The 18,212-nt window shown below is 42.3% G+C and carries 15 protein-coding genes and 1 tRNA gene; 7 read left to right on the forward strand and 9 right to left on the reverse strand.

Annotation, left to right across the window (positions count from 1 at the left end):
* The first annotated feature begins 3 nt into the window (after nucleotides 1-3).
* From ACULLH_RS00355 to pafA, 6 genes are all read left to right on the forward strand, one after another.
* Nucleotides 4-3,522, forward strand: coding sequence for a TonB-dependent receptor (locus ACULLH_RS00355; protein WP_454086733.1), 3,519 nt, complete (start codon nucleotides 4-6; stop codon nucleotides 3,520-3,522).
* 17 nt (nucleotides 3,523-3,539) lie between these two features.
* Nucleotides 3,540-4,955: a RagB/SusD family nutrient uptake outer membrane protein gene (locus tag ACULLH_RS00360; protein WP_454086734.1), complete on the forward strand. Its 1,416-nt coding sequence runs from the start codon at nucleotides 3,540-3,542 to the stop codon at nucleotides 4,953-4,955.
* A gap of 153 nt (nucleotides 4,956-5,108) precedes the next feature.
* Nucleotides 5,109-6,038 (forward strand): glycerophosphodiester phosphodiesterase family protein, encoded by a 930-nt coding sequence (locus ACULLH_RS00365; protein WP_454086735.1) that lies wholly within the window; start codon nucleotides 5,109-5,111, stop codon nucleotides 6,036-6,038.
* Between the two features lie 5 nt (nucleotides 6,039-6,043).
* Nucleotides 6,044-6,922, forward strand: coding sequence for a nucleoside phosphorylase (locus tag ACULLH_RS00370; RefSeq protein ID WP_454086736.1), 879 nt, complete (start codon nucleotides 6,044-6,046; stop codon nucleotides 6,920-6,922).
* A complete protein-coding gene (locus ACULLH_RS00375) occupies nucleotides 6,888-8,168 on the forward strand; it encodes a ComEC/Rec2 family competence protein (protein ID WP_454086737.1) in 1,281 nt (426 codons plus the stop codon). Before ACULLH_RS00370 ends, ACULLH_RS00375 begins: the two co-directional genes overlap by 35 nt.
* Nucleotide 8,169: 1 nt before the next feature.
* Nucleotides 8,170-9,789, forward strand: a complete 1,620-nt coding sequence (gene pafA, locus ACULLH_RS00380) for an alkaline phosphatase PafA (protein WP_454086738.1) — start codon at nucleotides 8,170-8,172, stop codon at nucleotides 9,787-9,789.
* 130 nt (nucleotides 9,790-9,919) lie between these two features.
* Here pafA and ACULLH_RS00385 read toward each other — a convergent pair.
* From ACULLH_RS00385 to ACULLH_RS00400, 4 genes are all read right to left on the reverse strand, one after another.
* A tRNA-Arg gene (locus ACULLH_RS00385) sits at nucleotides 9,920-9,991 on the reverse strand.
* 56 nt (nucleotides 9,992-10,047) lie between these two features.
* Nucleotides 10,048-10,464: a response regulator gene (locus ACULLH_RS00390; RefSeq protein WP_454086739.1), complete on the reverse strand. Its 417-nt coding sequence runs from the start codon at nucleotides 10,462-10,464 to the stop codon at nucleotides 10,048-10,050.
* Between the two features lie 60 nt (nucleotides 10,465-10,524).
* Nucleotides 10,525-10,938, reverse strand: a complete 414-nt coding sequence (locus ACULLH_RS00395; protein WP_454086740.1) for a DUF6691 family protein — start codon at nucleotides 10,936-10,938, stop codon at nucleotides 10,525-10,527.
* A gap of 1 nt (nucleotide 10,939) precedes the next feature.
* On the reverse strand, nucleotides 10,940-11,497 hold the full coding sequence (locus ACULLH_RS00400) for a YeeE/YedE family protein (RefSeq protein ID WP_454086741.1): 558 nt from the start codon (nucleotides 11,495-11,497) through the stop codon (nucleotides 10,940-10,942).
* A gap of 94 nt (nucleotides 11,498-11,591) precedes the next feature.
* Between ACULLH_RS00400 and ACULLH_RS00405 the strand changes: the two genes are divergently transcribed.
* Nucleotides 11,592-12,473 (forward strand): sterol desaturase family protein, encoded by an 882-nt coding sequence (locus ACULLH_RS00405; RefSeq protein ID WP_454086742.1) that lies wholly within the window; start codon nucleotides 11,592-11,594, stop codon nucleotides 12,471-12,473.
* Here the strand turns inward: ACULLH_RS00405 and ACULLH_RS00410 are convergent.
* From ACULLH_RS00410 to ACULLH_RS00430, 5 genes are all read right to left on the reverse strand, one after another.
* Nucleotides 12,470-12,841, reverse strand: a complete 372-nt coding sequence (locus ACULLH_RS00410; RefSeq protein WP_454086743.1) for a rhodanese-like domain-containing protein — start codon at nucleotides 12,839-12,841, stop codon at nucleotides 12,470-12,472. The two genes, ACULLH_RS00405 and ACULLH_RS00410, sit on opposite strands and share 4 nt — an antisense overlap.
* 3 nt (nucleotides 12,842-12,844) lie before the next feature.
* Complete coding sequence (locus ACULLH_RS00415; protein ID WP_454086744.1) at nucleotides 12,845-14,254, reverse strand: MBL fold metallo-hydrolase; 1,410 nt, start codon at nucleotides 14,252-14,254, stop codon at nucleotides 12,845-12,847.
* Between the two features lie 46 nt (nucleotides 14,255-14,300).
* A complete protein-coding gene (locus ACULLH_RS00420) occupies nucleotides 14,301-16,034 on the reverse strand; it encodes a SulP family inorganic anion transporter (protein ID WP_454086745.1) in 1,734 nt (577 codons plus the stop codon).
* 123 nt (nucleotides 16,035-16,157) lie between these two features.
* A complete protein-coding gene (locus tag ACULLH_RS00425) occupies nucleotides 16,158-17,045 on the reverse strand; it encodes a sugar phosphate nucleotidyltransferase (protein WP_454086746.1) in 888 nt (295 codons plus the stop codon).
* Between the two features lie 14 nt (nucleotides 17,046-17,059).
* Entirely contained in the window at nucleotides 17,060-18,145 is a 1,086-nt protein-coding gene (locus tag ACULLH_RS00430) for a mevalonate kinase family protein (RefSeq protein WP_454086747.1), read from the reverse strand.
* Between the last annotated feature and the right edge of the window lie 67 nt (nucleotides 18,146-18,212).

Genomic DNA, 18,212 nt, shown 5'->3' on the forward strand with positions numbered 1-18,212 from the left:
AGTATGAAAAAACTTCTTACGCTTAAAAGAAGCCTGTTTCCAGTATTTAAATATGATTTGAAAATGAAACTCAGTACGTTGTTTATCTTGGCTGCTCTCTTTTCCATGCAGGCCAATGATGCCTACGGGCAACGTGCCAAAGTAACCCTAGATCTCAAAAACGTCTCGGTAGGACAATTGATCGATGAAATTGAAAGCAAGACTGAATTTGAGTTTGTCTATAAAATAAAGGATGTAAATCTTGATCGTGTTGTTACCATAAAAGTGAACCGGGAGCGTATTGGCAATGTGCTCAACCAGGTTTTTCAAAACACGAATACCACATTCAATCTTAATGATCGCCGCATTTATCTGGTAAAACTAACCGAATCGGATTCCCAAGCCCCCCCTGAGGAATCGGATTCAGGAACTGAGCTGCAGTTTTCCGTAAGTGGTTTGGTAACCGATGAAAATGGACAGCCACTGCCGGGTGCAAGTATCATTGAAAAAGGAACCACAAATGGTGTCAGTTCCGATTTTGATGGAAACTACACTATTGAAGTAGCCAGTACCGAGGCTGCACTGGAAGTTTCCTACTTGGGATATTCCACCCAGGAAATCCCAGTAAATGGACAAAGCGGCATCAACATACAATTACAACCTGATGCTGGAAAGTTGGCAGAAGTGGTTATCATCGGATATGGTACCACCACCAAGGAAAAATTCAATGGTGCTGTTTCCAAAGTGGATAACGAAGACCTGAACAATTTCTCTTCCGCAAACTTTGAACAAGCACTTTCAGGTAACGTATCCGGAATACAGGTTCTTGGAAACGGAAAGAATCCGGGAGAGAATTCGGTCATTCAGATTCGAGGGCTAAACACCTTGACCGCAGGGACAAATCCATTGATTGTAATCGATGGGAATCCATTGTCCGAAGGATCATCATTTAGTTCCATCAACACCCAGGATATCGAGTCCGTCAACATTTTAAAGGATGCGGCTTCAGCAGCCATTTATGGTTCCAGAGCCTCCAATGGGGTTGTCCTGATTACCACAAAAAAAGGAAGACAGGGCAGTTTAAAAGTTACATATGACACCTATTACGGTTTTCAAGAACGTATTGATAATTTCGAATTGGTGGATGCGTATGATGCTGCCTTGTTTGATTCCGATTCCAGAAACTTTGGATATGTTTCAGGAGGTCCAGGAAGAAGTGTTACTGATGACAACGCTACGCGTGATGCCAATGGAGGAGGTAAACGTAGCAGGATTCCGGGTTACCTACAGGGATATCTGGATGGACAAGCCGGTCTGACGAATACCAATTGGACGGATGCAGTTTTCCGTACCGCTGCTCAGCAAAATCACTATTTAAATCTTAGTGGCGGAACAGAAAAAACCGATTACTCCATTTCCCTTGGGTATTTAGATCAGGAAAACATCATCATGGATTCCGATTACAAACGATATACGGCCAACATGCAATTGAATTCCCAAATCAGTGACCGAATTCGTTTTGGACTGACCTCAAATGTTTCTTTGGTGAATTCAAACCCAACGGGTGAGGCAGGCTGGTCCAATTACGGCTTGGGTGTCAGGGCACAACCCGATCCGAGTTTTTCCATCATCTTGATGCAGCCCTATTATCCAATCCGAAATTCAGATGGAACCTTTGCTATTGCAAATCAATTGCATGATAATAACGACAATTGGGATGGACCCATCTCGGAGAATACGGTGGCCCAAACAGCTTTGACGGACTTTTTCGAGCGTCGATTAAGAGTATTTGGTAATGCTTACCTGGAAATAGAACCATGGAAAGGGTTAAAGTTCAAAACTTCTTTGGGAGGCGATTTCAATACCATTTTTACAGAGTTCTTTGCTCCATCGAACATTGGAAACTATAGAACCCCTGTGGCCAATAACCTTACCCAAGCATTTGAAAACAATGCGAGAAGGGAGAACTTCATCACCGAGAACCTTCTGACATACAACAAAGTTCTGGACAAGCACACTTTTGATGTATTGCTTGGTTTCAGCTATCAAGAAGAAAGCCTTTTCAACACTCGATTGCAGAGCAACAATTTTGCAGATGACAACCTGCGCAATATTGCAGGAGCAACCAATCCATCGGCAACGGTTGCCAGAAGCAAATGGGCGCTTGAATCCTATTTTACCCGTTTACAATACGATTATGACGGTCGTTATTCCCTTTCGGGTTCATTTAGAAGGGATGGTTCATCCAGGTTTGGAGCAAATACCAAGTATGGAAACTTCGCTTCTGTTTCTGCAGGATGGACATTGAGTAATGAAGCCTTCTTCCCTGAGGAGGGATTGGTCAGTTTTACCAAGTTAAGGGCAAGTTGGGGCCAGACCGGTAACAATCAAATCGGGGACTTCGGTTCTGTTGCCTTAATTTCACCGGACAACTACGCGCTAGACGGGCAACTTGTTGCAGGTTCCTTCACCAGCACCTCGCCCAATCCAGACCTTTCGTGGGAGACCAATAGTGCTCTTAACATCGGTGTGGATCTAGGCTTTTTGGATAACAAATTGTTCCTTACAACAGAATACTACAAGTCCAAGACCACAGATCTTTTATTGGATGTCCCAGTGCCCCAGCAATCTGGATTTTCCCAATCGTTACAGAACATCGGCGAACTGGAAAACAAAGGTTTCGAATTTGAAATCCGGGGCAATGGTTTCGAGATTGGTGATGTACGCTTAGGTTTCAATGCCAACATAACAACCAATCAAAATGAGATATTGGCCTTGGGAGAAGGTCAAGAGCAGATTATCCAAAATAACGGAGGGATGGATTTCCTGACCAAGGTCGGCGGTAGCATAGCTGAGTTCTATGCCTACGATATCCAAGGGGTATTTAGGACCCAAGCCGATATCGACGGAGCATCGGTAACGCCTTTGGCGGGTACGGAAGTAGGTGATTATATTGTTCGTGATGCCAATGGAGATGGTCAAATAACCCCAGATGACCGGGTTACCCTTGGGGATTACAATCCGGATTTTACCTATGGTTTTGGTTTCAACCTCAACTACAGGGGATTCGATTTTAGTGCCCAGTTCACAGGTGTTGAAGGTAGAAAAGTCTCTGATCGTATGGTCTACTTTGCAGAAAGCGGGGAAGGCTTTTTTGTTCCAACCCAGCATTATTTTGATAATTACTACTCCGATAGAAATCCCAACGGCTTCTTTAGAAGACCAGATTTTTCAAGTTTTTCTTCCGCAGGAAGGTTGACAAGGGCTTCAAGTCTTTCGGTATACGATGCCGACTACTTCCGTTTAAGAAGTTTGCAATTGGGATACAATTTCGAAGAAGGTGTTACGGATTATTTGGGCATCGATTTTCTAAGGATATATCTGACCGGGAATAACATTTTCAATATCACGGATTTTAGGGGATACAACCCTGATGCCATTGACAATAGAAGCAACAGACGTCAAACCCTTACGAGGGGATGGATCCAGTCGGCTAGCCCATTGACACGCTTTATAGCACTTGGATTGAACGTTAAATTTTAAACTGAAAACTGAACAAAATGAACTTTAATAAATATACATTTTTAATAGTGGTTGTCTTCCTTGGGCTGTTTTCATGTGAGGACGAATTGGATATTGTTCCAATAACCGAAAAGGCATCCAATAACTTTTATTCCAATGAGCAAGAATTGGAAAGTGCCATAGCAGGAGTCTATGCGCAATTACAAAACGGAGGTCTTTACGGTCTTGATCTAATTGGTGTTGGTGAAATTTCTGGAGAGGATTCTTTTGAGGAAATTGCGGCCAACGATGGGGGTCGTTTTGGACAATTGGACGATTTCTCCACAAATGCCGGGAACGATTTGGTTGGAGATATTTGGCGGGAATCGTATAGAGGTATTCAGCGTGCCAATACAGTTTTGAATCGAATTACCGATATCGAGTATGCCGATGCTTCCTTGAAGACGAATAGGATAGGCGAAATGAAATTTCTTCGTGCATTGTTGTATTTCAATTTGGTAAGGCTATATGGTGATGTTCCTTTGGTGACGGTAGAAACGGAGAGTCCTTTCGATTTCTTTGGTCAAGGTCGTACACCAATGGCCGAGGTTTATACCCAAATAGAAACTGATTTGAATGATGCGACACAGGACCTTCCATTAAGCAAGACGTCTGGTAAACCAGCCAGGGGTGCAGCCCAAGCACTATTGGGTGATGTGCAATTGACCCAGAGTAATTTCAGTAGTGCTTTGACCAATTTGGAAGCTGTTGTCAATTCCGGAGAATATGCATTGGCGGCCACTACTTCAGAAATATTTGGCGTGGCCAACGAAGGTAACTCCGAGATTTTGTTTGAGGTACAGTTTGCCAGCGGGTTTAACGTTGATGGTCAACTTGAAGGTAGTCCTGCGGGCTCACAGTTCCGTCCTTCCGGGACAACTGCAAATGCCAAAGGTCACAATTTGCCCACCCAAGCTTTTATTGATTCATATGACGCTGCTGATACCAGGCTCAATGATTATGTGGCAGTGGACCCTGGGGCCAACCCATTCTACTTTTCCACAAAGTATGAGGTGTCAACAACGGGTGCCGATGATGGCGGAAGTGATCATCTTATCATCCGATATGCAGATGTCATCCTAAAATATGCAGAAGCGCTCAATGAAAATAGCCAAACCGCTGAGGCCATAATACAACTGAATACCATAAGGGCAAGGGCCGGCTTGGCTGCCACAACGGCAACAACCCAGGTCGAAGTGCGTGCAGCAATCCGCCAAGAACGTCGTTTTGAGTTTATTGGAGAAGGTCATCGGTGGTTTGATCTAAAGCGATATGGAACAGCTGTGTCGGTTATGAATGCCTTTTTTAGCAATACCGGAGCCAATGTGACCATAGATGACACGAAACTGATTCTGCCCATCCCGCAGAGTCAATTGGATACGGATCCAGCGATTACCCAAAACCCAGGATATTAAACAAATATCTAAGTATCGAACAGGTTTAATCTTGTTCACTAAATAGCGATAGTTAGTTTGAGTTGGTTTATTTTAATTCAATTGGGGGGATTCCGTCCCCCCTTTTATTTCTTTTAAAAGGATTGTCAACCACCAAACTATTAAAACCATACTATGAAACACTTTTTCTTTTTTGTAGCCCTTTTAATTTGTGTGAGCTGCAAAGACCACAAAACAAACAATGAACCTGTCGGGGCAGATATCACAGCCCAAGCCTTTACCATTGAAGATAAAATAGCCAACCTCAAAAATTCAATGAACAAGGAAATTATTGTGGTTGCACACCGCGGCGATTGGCGAAACGCGCCGGAGAATTCCATACAGGCCATTCAAAATTGTATTGATATGGGTGTTGATATGGTGGAAATAGATGTTAGGGAAACCAAAGACGGACATCTAGTGCTCATGCACGATGAAACCATTGACCGGACCACTACAGGAAAGGGATTTGTCGGGGATTGGACCTTGGACTCGTTGCGGACATTGTATTTGAAGGATGGATTGGGAGTCCCGACTCCCCATAAAATTCCAACACTTGAAGAAGCCCTAAGGGCCACAAAGGACCAGATTCTTGTAAATCTGGATAAAAGCTATTCGATCTTTGACAAGTGTTTTCAAATTGTACAACTGACCGAAACCTTGGATCAGGTCATCATTAAGGGAACAAAGACAAGGGAGGAAGTGGAAAAAGAGTTCGGCACCTATTTGGACAAAGTCTATTTCATGCCCATAGTCAGGTTTAAAGAAGGTAGTAACTTAATTGTAGATGATTACGTTGCCCATCGGAAACCGGTAGCTTTCGAATTTATCATTCCAAATGACACCATCGGTTTAGGTTCCTATTTCGAGGAAATTCGAAAAAAGGGAGCTGGTGTTTGGGTCAATTCGTTATGGCCACGGCTCAGTGGTGGTCATGATGATGAAAAGGCCGCAATGGATATCAACACCTACCAGTGGTATATAGACAATAACGTTGATATCATTCAAACCGACCGTCCCCAACTATTGCTGGACTTTTTGCGAAGCAAGAACCTACATAATTAGGCCGCATGATTTTAGATTCTGAATTGATCCTAAATCCAGACGGGAGTATTTTCCATCTCCATTTAAAACCTGAGCAAATTGCGAACACTATTATCCTTGTAGGTGACCCCAAAAGGGTGGATGTAATCGAATCCTTGTTTTCAGAGGTCGAGTTTAAAATTGCCAATAGGGAATATGTTAGCTTGACGGGAAAATTCAATGGGAAAAGAATTACTGTGGTCTCCACAGGAGTTGGGATTGGCAATATTGATATTGTGATGAACGAACTGGACGCATTGGTCAATATCGATTTTGAGACCAGGGAAATAAAGCATGAGAAACGGAAATTGGAATTTATACGCATCGGGACTTCTGGCAGTCTTCAAAAAGATGTTCCCGTTAACTCCTATGTTATTTCTGAAAAATCCGTTGGGTTTGACAATCTCCTTTACTTCTATGAAAACGAGGCAGAAGTTATAAATGACGAGTTTCGTAGATTGCTTCGGATTTTGGTCGGTGGACATTCCATATTCCTAAACCCATACGTAGTGGATGCATCGGAAAAATTGCTTTCCCAGTTGAAGAGTAAGACTACCTTTTCGGGAATCACGATTACCGCTCCTGGTTTTTACGTTCCACAAGGACGGGAGCTTCGTCTTTCCAAAAAACTGGATGACATCAACAAAAAACTCTCTGATTTCGAATACCATGGTTACAAAATCACCAACTATGAAATGGAGAGCTCCGCGCTTTATGGTCTGGCCAAAATGTTGGGGCACGAAGCCATTGCCATATGCTTGATTATAGCCAACAGGTTAAACAAGGAAGCCAATAAAAATTATAGAGATAACGTAAAAGAACTCATCACTTATGTTTTACATAAAATCACAGCACATAAATCATAGTTTCGGGTTTCTCCTTGTGGCCATCCTTTTTGGGCTTCAAATAGGTTGTAAATCCAAGCCCGAGCAAGTAGATGTGGTCCGGCAAAAGGCTGAACCGGCGGAAACCCAAAAAAAATTAAGGAGCTGGCAGGAAGGCTATTTGGACATACATCACATTAATACAGGAAGCGGTAATTGTACTTTTTTTGTCATGCCCGATGGTACTACAATGCTTTTCGACGCCGGCAGTATGGACAAGGCGAAATTCGAAGAAAAATATGCTCCCTTAAAGGCCACGTCTCCCGTACCTGATGCCAGCAAGTCAACTCCCGAATGGATATCTACATATATTAAACATGTAGCCCCCGAACAAAGTCAATCTTCAATCGACTATGCTTTGATCTCCCATTTCCATTCCGATCATTATGGAAGTTTGGTTGGACTGGGAAAAGAAATTCCCTTTGGGAAAATCATAGACCGTAATTCCCCAAACCTTGATTTTCCGGTCAACCTTACTTCATTTTTAAAGGACGACGCGATTTTCCAGGATTATCTCTCTTTTATCGAAACAACGAAAGTACCTGTCGAGGCCATGGAGGTAGGGAGTAAATCCCAAATTCAGTTATTGAACAACCAAAATAACTATCCCGATTTTTCCATCCGGAACATTAAATCCAACGCAACGCTATGGACCGGGGTTGACAACAACACCATTCAACTTTTTTCAGCAGAGGACATGACCTCTTTTTACAAGGGCAGTTACAATGAAAATCCACTGAGTTTAGCCTTAAAAATATCATATGGCGACTTCGACTATTTTACTGGTGGGGATAATACAGGTCTTCAAGGTTATGGACTACCCAAATGGTTTGATGTGGAAACACCTATGGCCAAAGTTGTGGGTCAAGTAGAAGTAACAACCCTAAACCATCATGGAAATCGTGATGCAACCAACGCGTTTTTTATAGAAACGCTTGACCCCAACGTAGTTGTTCAACAACTATGGTGCTCTGACCATCCTGGGCAGGAAGTTTACCAACGCTTAATTTATGAAGATAAAGGGAGCAGCAAAAGGGATATTTTTTCAACCAACATGCATCCAGAGACCTTGGTCACCTATGGGCCTTGGTTCAGGGATAATTACAAAAGCTTGAACGGACATATTGTGGTCCGGGTTGCTCCACAAGGAGAAACATTCATGGTCTATATTTTGGACGAAGTCAATATGAGCACAAAATCGACGCATGGTCCCTATCAAAGTAAGTAAGATGAGAATCAACCTAATTGGCATTATAGTCTTTTTCACCCAAATGGTTCTTGCGCAAAACCATGGCAAACCTAAGTTGGTCGTGGGGATTGTGGTGGATCAGATGCGTGCTGAATATCTCTATCGTTTTCAGGAAAACTACTCCCAAAATGGGTTCAAAAGATTAATTCGCGAGGGGTTTAATGTAAAGAATATGCATTATAACTATGTGCCCACTGCCACTGGTCCCGGACACGCTTCAATTTACACCGGAACTACCCCTGCAGACCATGGAATTGTTGCGAATGATTGGTACGATAAAGCAGTGGAACGTAAAATGTATTGCGCAGAAGACGAAAGTGTTTTTTTGGTCGGGGGCGTTTCAAATCCGAAAAAAGAAGTTAATCGATATTCCCGATCTCCAAAAAATCTGCTGGCCTCTACCATCACAGACGAACTAAAACTCTTTACCAATGGTCGGTCTAAAGTGATTGGAATATCCTTGAAGGACAGAGGTGCAATTTTCCCGGCTGGACATTTGGCCGACTATGCTTTTTGGTACCATGAGCAAACCGGAAAGTTTATTACCAGCACTTACTATTCAGAGAAGCTTCCCAATTGGTTGATGGCATTTAATCAACAAAAGTTGGCCGATTCCTTGCTCAACCTTACTTGGAATATGCTAAAACCATCGGAAGCATACAAACATAGCGGGCCGGACAACGCTTCCATGGAAAAAGTTTTTGAGGGAAGGGTAAATGCCACATTTCCCTATGGGTTGAAAAGGCTGTACAAAGCCAATGGAAATTTTGCGATGATTCCATTTGTTCCCTTCGGGAATACCCTTTTGAGTCAATTGGCCAAAACCGTTATTCAGGAAGAAGCTTTGGGACAACTAAATGAAACAGATTTTTTGACCATAAGTTTCTCAAGTACCGACTACATAGGTCATAGCTTCGGTATTCGATCCAAGGAATTGGAAGACACCTATATCCGGATGGATGGAGAAATTGCCGATTTGCTATCTTTTCTTGATTCCAAGGTGGGCAAGGACAATTATCTCGTGTTTCTTACCGCGGACCATGCTGCAAGTGACCACCCAGATTTTCTAAAAGCTACAAACCTGCAAGGAAAGTACTTTGAAGTGGAAACGATAAAGCGACAATTGAATGCCAAGCTGTCCGAGGATTTCGGAAATGACACGTATGTAGCATATATGGACAAGACACAGATTTATTTCAATCCGGTAACAACTCCAAAAGATAAAATACTCGAAGCAGCTGTTTCTTTTTTGACCAAGTTGGAGGGAATTCAAGAACTATACGTCCCAGAATTTCATTCCAACAGAAATTTAGTGATGGATGCCGTTTTTAGAAAAAGCCATAATCCCAATAACTCCGGAGACATTTTGCTACATTTTAAGCCTGGCTGGATGCCAAAAAGAACTGAAGGAACAACACATGGTGCCTTTTATAATAATGACACACACGTTCCCATGCTATGGTTTGGATGGGGGATTAAAAATGGAGAAACCGTCAAAAAAACAACAATAGACCAGATAGCGCCGACACTTTCCTTCCTTTTGGATATTCCCTTGCCGAGTCTTTCTAGCAACCTACCCATAGAAGGGGTATTTGACTAAATTTTGAAAAGAATATTGAACTCAATATAAGATGTAGCCCCGACAAGAATCACTTCGACAAAGCTCAGCATGAACTTCGATCAGAAAGCTTCGCTTTTACATACTCCGTATGTTTTGCGCCGCTACTTTGTAGCCCCGGCAAGAATCGAACTTGCATCTAAAGTTTAGGAAACTTCTATTCTATCCATTGAACTACGGGGCCATTCCCAAAAATGGATAGCAAAAATATGTTTTTTTGAAAAACTTTTTGCAGTGTCACTAGCCAAAAATCCCTTCCAAACGATTTCTCGAAAGAGGTTTGTCTATATGTCCCGAAACCAATTTATGTTCTTTGGCAATCGTCCTGTCCTTGGCATTGGTAAAAGCGGAAAGCACATATACTTTTGGTAGCTCATGTTCCTTGAACAGATTCTGAAGATTTTCCAAAAAAGCCCATCCATCCATGCCGTCCATGACCAAGTCAAGAAAGATGATATCCGGTAAGTTCTTTTGGCTTTCAACCAGGTCAAGGCAGGTTGAGATTCCCTCCTCGCCACTGGCACAGGTGATTATATTGAAATCTTCTTGATATTGCTGTATGCAGTATCTGGTTGCAAACTGCGACACCAAGTCATCATCGATTATACAAACGGTTCTTTGCACGTTCAAATCTTTACAAGCGGGTAAATCTAGCATCTTGGGCTTAAATGACCTGTCAAATTCGTCATCTTGTCCAAATATCCCGTTAAGACCAATTTAATGTGGTAATCTATGCTTCAAAATACCATATACGTAGGTTCCCAAAATCGCTGAAACCAATACCACGGCAATAGGCAGAAATCCTGCACCCAGCAATGTGAAAATTGGTCCAGGACAGGCTCCGGCCAAGGCCCAACCCAGTCCAAAAAGGATTCCCCCAAACATATATCTTTTAAAGCCTTTTTCTTTTGGCTGTATTCTTATTGGTTCTCCATAAAAGGATTTAAGCTTCAATCTTTTGATCAACTGTATCAAAACAATCCCAACTACCAAGGCCGAACCGATTATGCCATACATATGGAAGGCATCGAACCTAAACATTTCATAAATACGAAACCACGATGCCGCTTCTGATTTGAACAATAAAATCCCAAAAAATATCCCTATCAATAAATGTACAATTGTCCTCATATTAAAAAATCAATGGAAATAAAACATGAACCATAAACAAGCCGCCGATAAAAAACCCAATTACCGCTATCAAAGAAGGCAACTGTAGATTACTGAGTCCTGATATCGCGTGTCCGGAAGTGCATCCGCCCGCGTATCGCGCTCCAAAACCTACCAGAAATCCCCCCACGATAAGCAGTGCCAAACTTTTTAAATCTGAAAAAACAGCATTACCGAAAAGTTCAGTGGGTAAATAGGCCGAACCGGCACTGTCAAACCCCAGTGTTTGCAATTCAGCGATTGTCCCCGCTGTAATGGCGACAGACAATTCTGGTGATAGGTAATTTGCACCAAGATATCCCCCTATAATGACCCCTACCACAACCACTAAGTTCCACCGTTGGGATTTCCAGTCAAATCGAAAAAAATCTGCATGTTTTCCGGCACCGCAGATGGTGCACAATGTTCGTAGGTTGGAGGACATTCCAAAGCGCTTCCCGATCATGATCAATACGAACATCACCAGGGCAATTAAAGGCCCTGATACGTACCAGGGCCAAGGTTGGTAAATCATTTCCATAGTGTAATTCTCGTTTCCCTAAAATTAAGCCTTTAAATAAAATATGCGGGATGTCCCACTTAATTTTGGTTGAAAATAGTCATATCTTTCACTTATGAATGATTATTTGACGGCTCTCTTCAATGGCTTTGAGGGCTCATTGCGCTGGACTTGGAATTCCATCTTGTTTGATGTTCCCTGGTATACCAACTATTTTTGGGGATTGATTGTAATTTCAGTGCTGGTTTGGGGTTTGGAGATTCTATTTCCATGGAGAAAGGAACAATCCATCTTTCGAAAGGATTTTTGGCTGGATGCATTTTATATGTTTTTCAATTTCTTCATTTTCGCCATAATCATTAGCGGTTTTTACAAACTGCTTGAGGTTCTTTTTTTGGCTTTTGGTATTACATCGAAGAGTTTGGCCCTGGTCGACCCATCTTCTTGGCCCCAATGGTTGCAATTGGTCGTGTTCTTTGTTTTGCTCGATTTTGTCCAGTGGTTTACCCATATCTGTTTACATAGATTCCCTGTACTGTGGCAATTCCATAAAATCCATCATAGCGTCAAAGAGATGGGGTTTGCTGCCCATTTACGGTACCATTGGATGGAAAACATATTATACAAACCTTTAAAAACTTTGGGAGTAATGCTTCTGGGAGGGTTTGAACCGGAGCAGGCCTATATTGTCCACTTTGCAGCTATTGCCATTGGACATTTAAACCATGCCAATGTCAAACTGACCTGGGGGCCGTTCAAATATATCTTGAACAATCCGGTGATGCACCTGTATCATCATTCCTATACGCTTCCAGAAGGAAAATATGGTGTAAACTTTGGTATCAGCCTTAGTTTATGGGATTATCTTTTTAAAACGAACCATATCCCTGAACAAAGCGGAACCATTCCCCTCGGATTTCCAGGAGATGAGTCTGTCCCAAAGAGTTTTTGGAAGCAAGTGATCTATGGATTCAAATTAAAAAAGAAGATCGTTTAGTTCTCCCAGGAGCCATATCCGGCCGAAAAATCATAAATGGTCTGAAAACCCATTTCTTTTAACTTTTCAGAAGCTTTTTTACTCCTTTTACCGGCCTGGCAATAGATATAAATTGGCTTTTCCCTATCCATTGAAGCAACTCCTTTTTTGAAGCCTACAGAATCCAGCACATTAATGTTGATAGCCCCTTGAATGTGTCCTTGGTCGTATTCACCAGGTCTTCTAACATCCAATAATTGGATATTCCCTTTTTCCAATGCTGCTGTCAATTCAGACTTTGTTATCGTGGTTACCTCTGGTGTTGTCTTTGGTAAACATCCAAAGTAAACCAGCAAGACGAATGCGATCAATATTTTTTGAACCCTCATCTATTATTTCAGGGTTGTGGGACAAACAAAATCCGTCACCGGAATACCGACTTCTTTGATTGCTTTAAATCCACCCGCTACATCGACCAGATTATGGATCCCCCTACTTTTTAAGATAGAGGCTGCTATCATGCTTCGATATCCTCCAGCACAATGCACGTAGAATGTTTCATCCTCCGGAAATTCAGATAAGTGGTCATTAAGGAAGTCCAATGGTGTCAGCGTAGCATCGGCTATATGCTCTGCACCATACTCAGCTTCCTTTCTAACATCGAATACCGGAACTTTATCTTTCAATTTTTGTTTGAGCACATCAGCGCCCACACTTTCAACTACATCAACCTCTTTACCTGCGGATTTCCATGCATCGATGCCCCCTTGCAAATAGCCCAAAGTACCATCGAATCCCACTCGCGAAAGTCGAGTTATCGTTTCTTCTTCCTTGCCCTCGGGGGCAACCAAAAGGATGGGTTGTTTCACATCGGCAATTAAGGCACCTACCCAAGGGGCGAAGCTTCCTCCCAATCCTATAAAAATGGACCTTGGAACATGACCTTTGGCGAAATCACCTTGATGGCGGACATCTAAAACCACAGCTCCTGTTTCGTTGGCCGCGGCTTCAAAAGCATCTGGAGACAATGCCTGGGTTCCACGCTCCAAGACGGCGTCAATATCTTCGTACCCTTCTTTATTCATTTTTACGTTCAAAGGAAAGTACTGTGGTGGGGGTAACAGTCCATCCGTGACCTCTTCGATAAACTCTTCACGCGTCATGTTCGCCCGAAGCGCATAGTTCATTTTCTTTTGATTACCCAAGGTATCCACGGTTTCCTTCATCATGTTCTTGCCACAGGCTGATCCTGCTCCATGAGCGGGATACACCACCACATCATCCGCAAGCGGCATAATTTTAGTTCGAAGACTATCGTATAAGGTCCCTGCCAGTTCCTCCTGGGTCATGTCAGCAGCCTTTTGCGCTAAATCCGGTCTCCCGACATCACCAAGAAACAAGGTGTCCCCGCTGAAGATAGCATGGTCTTTCCCCGATGCATCCTTTAAAAGGAAGGTTGTACTTTCCATAGTATGGCCCGGTGTATGCAAAACTTCTATGGTCAACTTTCCCACCTTGAACGTTTGCCCATCTTCTGCAATAATCGCATCAAAGGATGGATTGGCATTTGGACCATAGATAATTGGTGCACCCGTTTCCTTTGCTAAGGTGACATGTCCGCTCACAAAATCAGCATGAAAATGGGTCTCAAAAATATATTTGATTTCCGCTCCATCATCTTTGGCGCGTTTAATATAAGGTTTCACTTCGCGTAAGGGGTCAATTATGGCGGCTTCTCCTTCACTCTCAATATAATAAGCTCCTTGCGCCAGGCATCCAGTGTATATCTGTTCTATTTTCATATCTTAAAATTTTGGGGTTGAACCAACTACAACCCAATTATCAAAGTTACAAATGCTTTGCTTTGGATTGTAACGATATTTTTTCTTGAATTTCATTTCTTGCTGTTTGATGCGTACAATATGCAACAGCTTCGAAAGTTCGTACAAAAAGGTTTTCCCTTCCTATGATATTTATCAGTCCACTACTGTGGAAAATGTCACGCGTAGGTCCAATGGCTCCAGCCACGAAAAATCGGATGCCTTTGGAATGCAGATCCTTTATGATCCGTTCCAACATTACAGCTGCACTGCTATCAATATAATTTATGGCTTCCGCATTCAATATTACATAGCTAAGTTCAGGGCCTTTTTGCGTTATATGTTTGTACAGTTCCTTTTTAAAGTAGTCCTTGTTTCCAAAATACAGTTGGGCATCGAACCTAAAAATTAGCTTGTCTTCGTCTACCTCCACTTCTTGTTCAAAACGATCAACATTTTTGAAATAATCGGACCCCTTTATTCTTCCCAAAATGGCAATATGCGGGTGTGAAGTTCTATAGACCAAAAGGAATAGGGAAAGCAATATCCCCAGCAAGATTCCCTCGATCAATCCAATAAAAAGGGTCATTACAAATGTGGTTATCAACAAGAAAAACTCATCCTTTCTATGTTTGAAAAGCGTGATAGGATAATTTAAATCGATCAATCCAAAAACTGAAACTATAATAATGGCTCCCAAGACGGCGGTGGGCAGATTGTAAAAGAATGGCGTTAGGAATAGCAGGATTCCTACAATAATCATTGCACTAATGATTAAACTCATCCCCGTTTTGGCGCCTGCTTGATCGTTCACCGCTGTTCTGGAAAAGCTTCCGGAAACAGGGAAAGACTGAAACAAGGAACCCACCATATTGGAAAGTCCAAGCGCCCGTAATTCTTGATTCGCGTCAATTTCATATTCTGGATGTTTTTCCTCTACCGATTTTGCAATGGAAATAGATTGCATGTAACCAAATAGTGCGACGGTAATTGCAATTGGCATTAACTCCCCTAATCCGTTGACGCCAAAATTTGGCCACATAAAATCTGGCAACCCACTTGGTATGCTTCCCACTATTTTCACACCTCTTGTTTCCAAACCAAAGACAAAAACCGTAATAATTCCTAAAATCACTAACAATAGTGCGGCTGGCAGTTTTTTGCTCATCTTTCCCAATAAAAGAATCATGAGAATTGCAACCAACCCTATTGCCAAGGTGTAAATGTTTATACCATCCAAACTCTTCAAAATGTCCGGCAAAAGCGAATATATTTTACTCGATTGCTGGACCTCAACACCAAGCACATGTTTTAACTGCCCAAGACCTATCAAAATTGCCGCTGCCGAAGTGAACCCGCTGATAACTGGCTTAGATAAGAAATTGACAAAAAAGCCCATCTTCAAAAACCCAAGGGCAATTTGCAATCCACCGATGATGAACGTAAGAAGCAACACGGCTGATATGTAATCTTGCGTGTTGGAAAGTTGAAGAGCTCCTATTCCTGCAGCAACCAATAACGAATCCATCGCCACAGGTCCAACCCCAAGTTGCCTGGAGGTTCCCGTTATCGCATAAATCAGTTGTGGAACCAAGGCCGCATAAAGTCCATAAATTGGGGGCATCCCAGCTATCATGGCATAAGCCATACCTTGAGGCACCAACATAACACCCAAAGTGGCACCCGCTGTTACATCACTCAGCAAATAGGAACGGTTGTATCCCTTTATCCAGGAAAAAATTGGAAAAAGCTTTTTGAGCATTCCGTTGAACTTTATGTAAAAATAAGGTTCCAAAAGGGAATGCTGAATCAAAACAGCCAAAACTTAAAAAGTTGATCTTGGCCATTTATAAATTGACAGTAAAAATCTTAAAATGGTGGGAGTCTAAAAATCCCAATCCAATTTAGGATAATATTTTTCCAAGTATTTTTTTACTTCTTGAATATCTTCTTTGGAAGTTAGATCTGGCACATGCTCGGACAAAGGTAATCCAGCCATGGTGCCAGGATTATCTCGCAGCATGTTCATGAGTGCCGATGGAAGCTCTTTTTCATTCCTTTCAGGGTGTACCGGGCAGTTTTTGAGATAAGGATAGGTCATCGCTCCGTCGAACTTAAAGATATTCATGCTCACCCTTAATTTTCCTGATGTATCTCTATAATTTTCAACTTCATTTTCCGATGGTTTTTCCACAATGGTGGCTAAGCTACCGTCTCCGTCAAGTTCTACCAAAGCGAATCGAGCTATTCGTTCAGATGGAAAACTCAAAGCGTCCCTATCATAGGCAATAAAGGCATGTGGCGCAGCGCTTTCGGAAAGCAATCGCAGAGCTTCTACGGAATAGAGGTTATCACTGTTGCAAACAACATAGCTTGTTTCATTCAATTCCGGGAACTGCTCCACTGCCTGAAAAAGAGCATCGGCAGTACCAAATGGTTTTTCCCTTTCCTCAGGTATGTGTTGCACGGCAAATGAAATCTTCAATCCGTGAAATTCATTGTCCTTGTCTTGGTCTCCATAGAACTTTTTAAAAAGATCTCCTTTAGGACCTATTACAATGTAAATATGGGTAAAACCAGCTTTTTTGATGTTGTAAAGCACGTAGTCCATCATAGGGCGGCCATCGTTGCCCACGCTGATGAGACTCTTGCTTCTCTGATTGGCTTCTTGAATTTCTTTTTCGGTAAGTCCTTTACCTTCCATGGGCGGCTTCTTCATTCTAGAAGAGGCGCCACCCGCCAAAACCACTAAACTAGTAGTACGTTTACTCATTTATCTCTATGTTTTTATACTATAAGTCTTACCCCTTCATCCACAGAAACTGCATATGCGTTTTCTGATCCTCCTTCCATCAAAGCTTTTACAACTTTATCCTGTTCTCCATCTTTTGCCAATACCACAATACTTCCCCCTCTTCCTGATCCAACAATCTTAGCTCCCAAGGCACCCGCGGCCATTGCAGCATCGACCATATTGTCAATTTTCGGAACAGTTAGGTCCAAATAGTCTTTAAGAATATGATGATGTCGATTCATTAGTTCGCCGATCCTATCAACGTCCAATTCATCCTTCTTGAATTCTTGCAATGCTTGTTGGGTTATGTTGTGGTTGATAATCGCCGCGGAGAAGTAAATCTTTAGGTCTTCGGAAACATGTTCTATATATTTCGGAAGCTCTTCCTCGGTCGCTGTTTCCAAATTGAAATCTGGACATTTTTCCTCAACCTCATCAATGGCCATTCGAGCTTTAGTCTTCAGTTCCCCCAAAACCCCAGTGGTTTGTTTCGGAATTCCAGATTCGGCCACCACAAGACCTGCTATTGGTTTATGAAACATTTCATACGAAAAATTATCACCGGTCTCCAGATAAATAATGTTACCCATGCCAATGCTATATTGATCCATCTTTCCTCCAGGGCTTCCATGATAGGTCACCTCCGCATCGTAGGCTACCTTAGAGAGAAATTCCCGGGTCACTTCTTGATTACATCCATAGGCCTGAATCAAAAATTGGGCCCATGCCAATAGTAACGCACTGGAGCTCGAGGTTCCAGCATTTATGGCAATATTGCTGGTAATCTCAACATTATATCCCTTGTCAGGTATACAATCATACTGTTTCAACACCTTCAGTGCCGTGAGCAGAAAATCTCCGGGCTCGGGCTTACCATTGTCTTTACCAATGCTAAAGGTTCTCTGAAGCCCGATGTCAGGCATATTAACAACCAATTGATCACTATGGTTCGCTTCTCCGGTAAGAATCATATGCCGGTCAATGGCACAAGCGATTACAGGAAGACCAAGATAATCTTGATGGTCGCCAAACAAACAAGTTCTACCAGGGGCCTTGACTACTATTCTCTCTTTGTGCATTTTATTCATTTGGGACGAAAATACGCCTTATTCCCAAACCTTTAACAGGTTCGTTTTATCATAGTTT

The organism is Flagellimonas sp. 2504JD4-2 (assembly GCF_053642935.1).

Coding starts and splice junctions, on each gene's coding strand:
- ACULLH_RS00375 (WP_454086737.1), top strand. CDS start 6,888: ATGTTTTACATAAAATCACAGCACATAAATCATAGTTTCGGGTTTCTC.
- ACULLH_RS00410 (WP_454086743.1), bottom strand. CDS start 12,841: ATGAGGGTTCAAAAAATATTGATCGCATTCGTCTTGCTGGTTTACTTT.
- ACULLH_RS00395 (WP_454086740.1), bottom strand. CDS start 10,938: ATGAGGACAATTGTACATTTATTGATAGGGATATTTTTTGGGATTTTA.
- ACULLH_RS00370 (WP_454086736.1), top strand. CDS start 6,044: ATGATTTTAGATTCTGAATTGATCCTAAATCCAGACGGGAGTATTTTC.
- ACULLH_RS00390 (WP_454086739.1), bottom strand. CDS start 10,464: ATGCTAGATTTACCCGCTTGTAAAGATTTGAACGTGCAAAGAACCGTT.
- ACULLH_RS00430 (WP_454086747.1), bottom strand. CDS start 18,145: ATGCACAAAGAGAGAATAGTAGTCAAGGCCCCTGGTAGAACTTGTTTG.
- ACULLH_RS00365 (WP_454086735.1), top strand. CDS start 5,109: ATGAAACACTTTTTCTTTTTTGTAGCCCTTTTAATTTGTGTGAGCTGC.
- pafA (WP_454086738.1), top strand. CDS start 8,170: ATGAGAATCAACCTAATTGGCATTATAGTCTTTTTCACCCAAATGGTT.
- ACULLH_RS00415 (WP_454086744.1), bottom strand. CDS start 14,254: ATGAAAATAGAACAGATATACACTGGATGCCTGGCGCAAGGAGCTTAT.
- ACULLH_RS00400 (WP_454086741.1), bottom strand. CDS start 11,497: ATGGAAATGATTTACCAACCTTGGCCCTGGTACGTATCAGGGCCTTTA.
- ACULLH_RS00360 (WP_454086734.1), top strand. CDS start 3,540: ATGAACTTTAATAAATATACATTTTTAATAGTGGTTGTCTTCCTTGGG.
- ACULLH_RS00355 (WP_454086733.1), top strand. CDS start 4: ATGAAAAAACTTCTTACGCTTAAAAGAAGCCTGTTTCCAGTATTTAAA.
- ACULLH_RS00405 (WP_454086742.1), top strand. CDS start 11,592: ATGAATGATTATTTGACGGCTCTCTTCAATGGCTTTGAGGGCTCATTG.
- ACULLH_RS00425 (WP_454086746.1), bottom strand. CDS start 17,045: ATGAGTAAACGTACTACTAGTTTAGTGGTTTTGGCGGGTGGCGCCTCT.
- ACULLH_RS00420 (WP_454086745.1), bottom strand. CDS start 16,034: ATGCTCAAAAAGCTTTTTCCAATTTTTTCCTGGATAAAGGGATACAAC.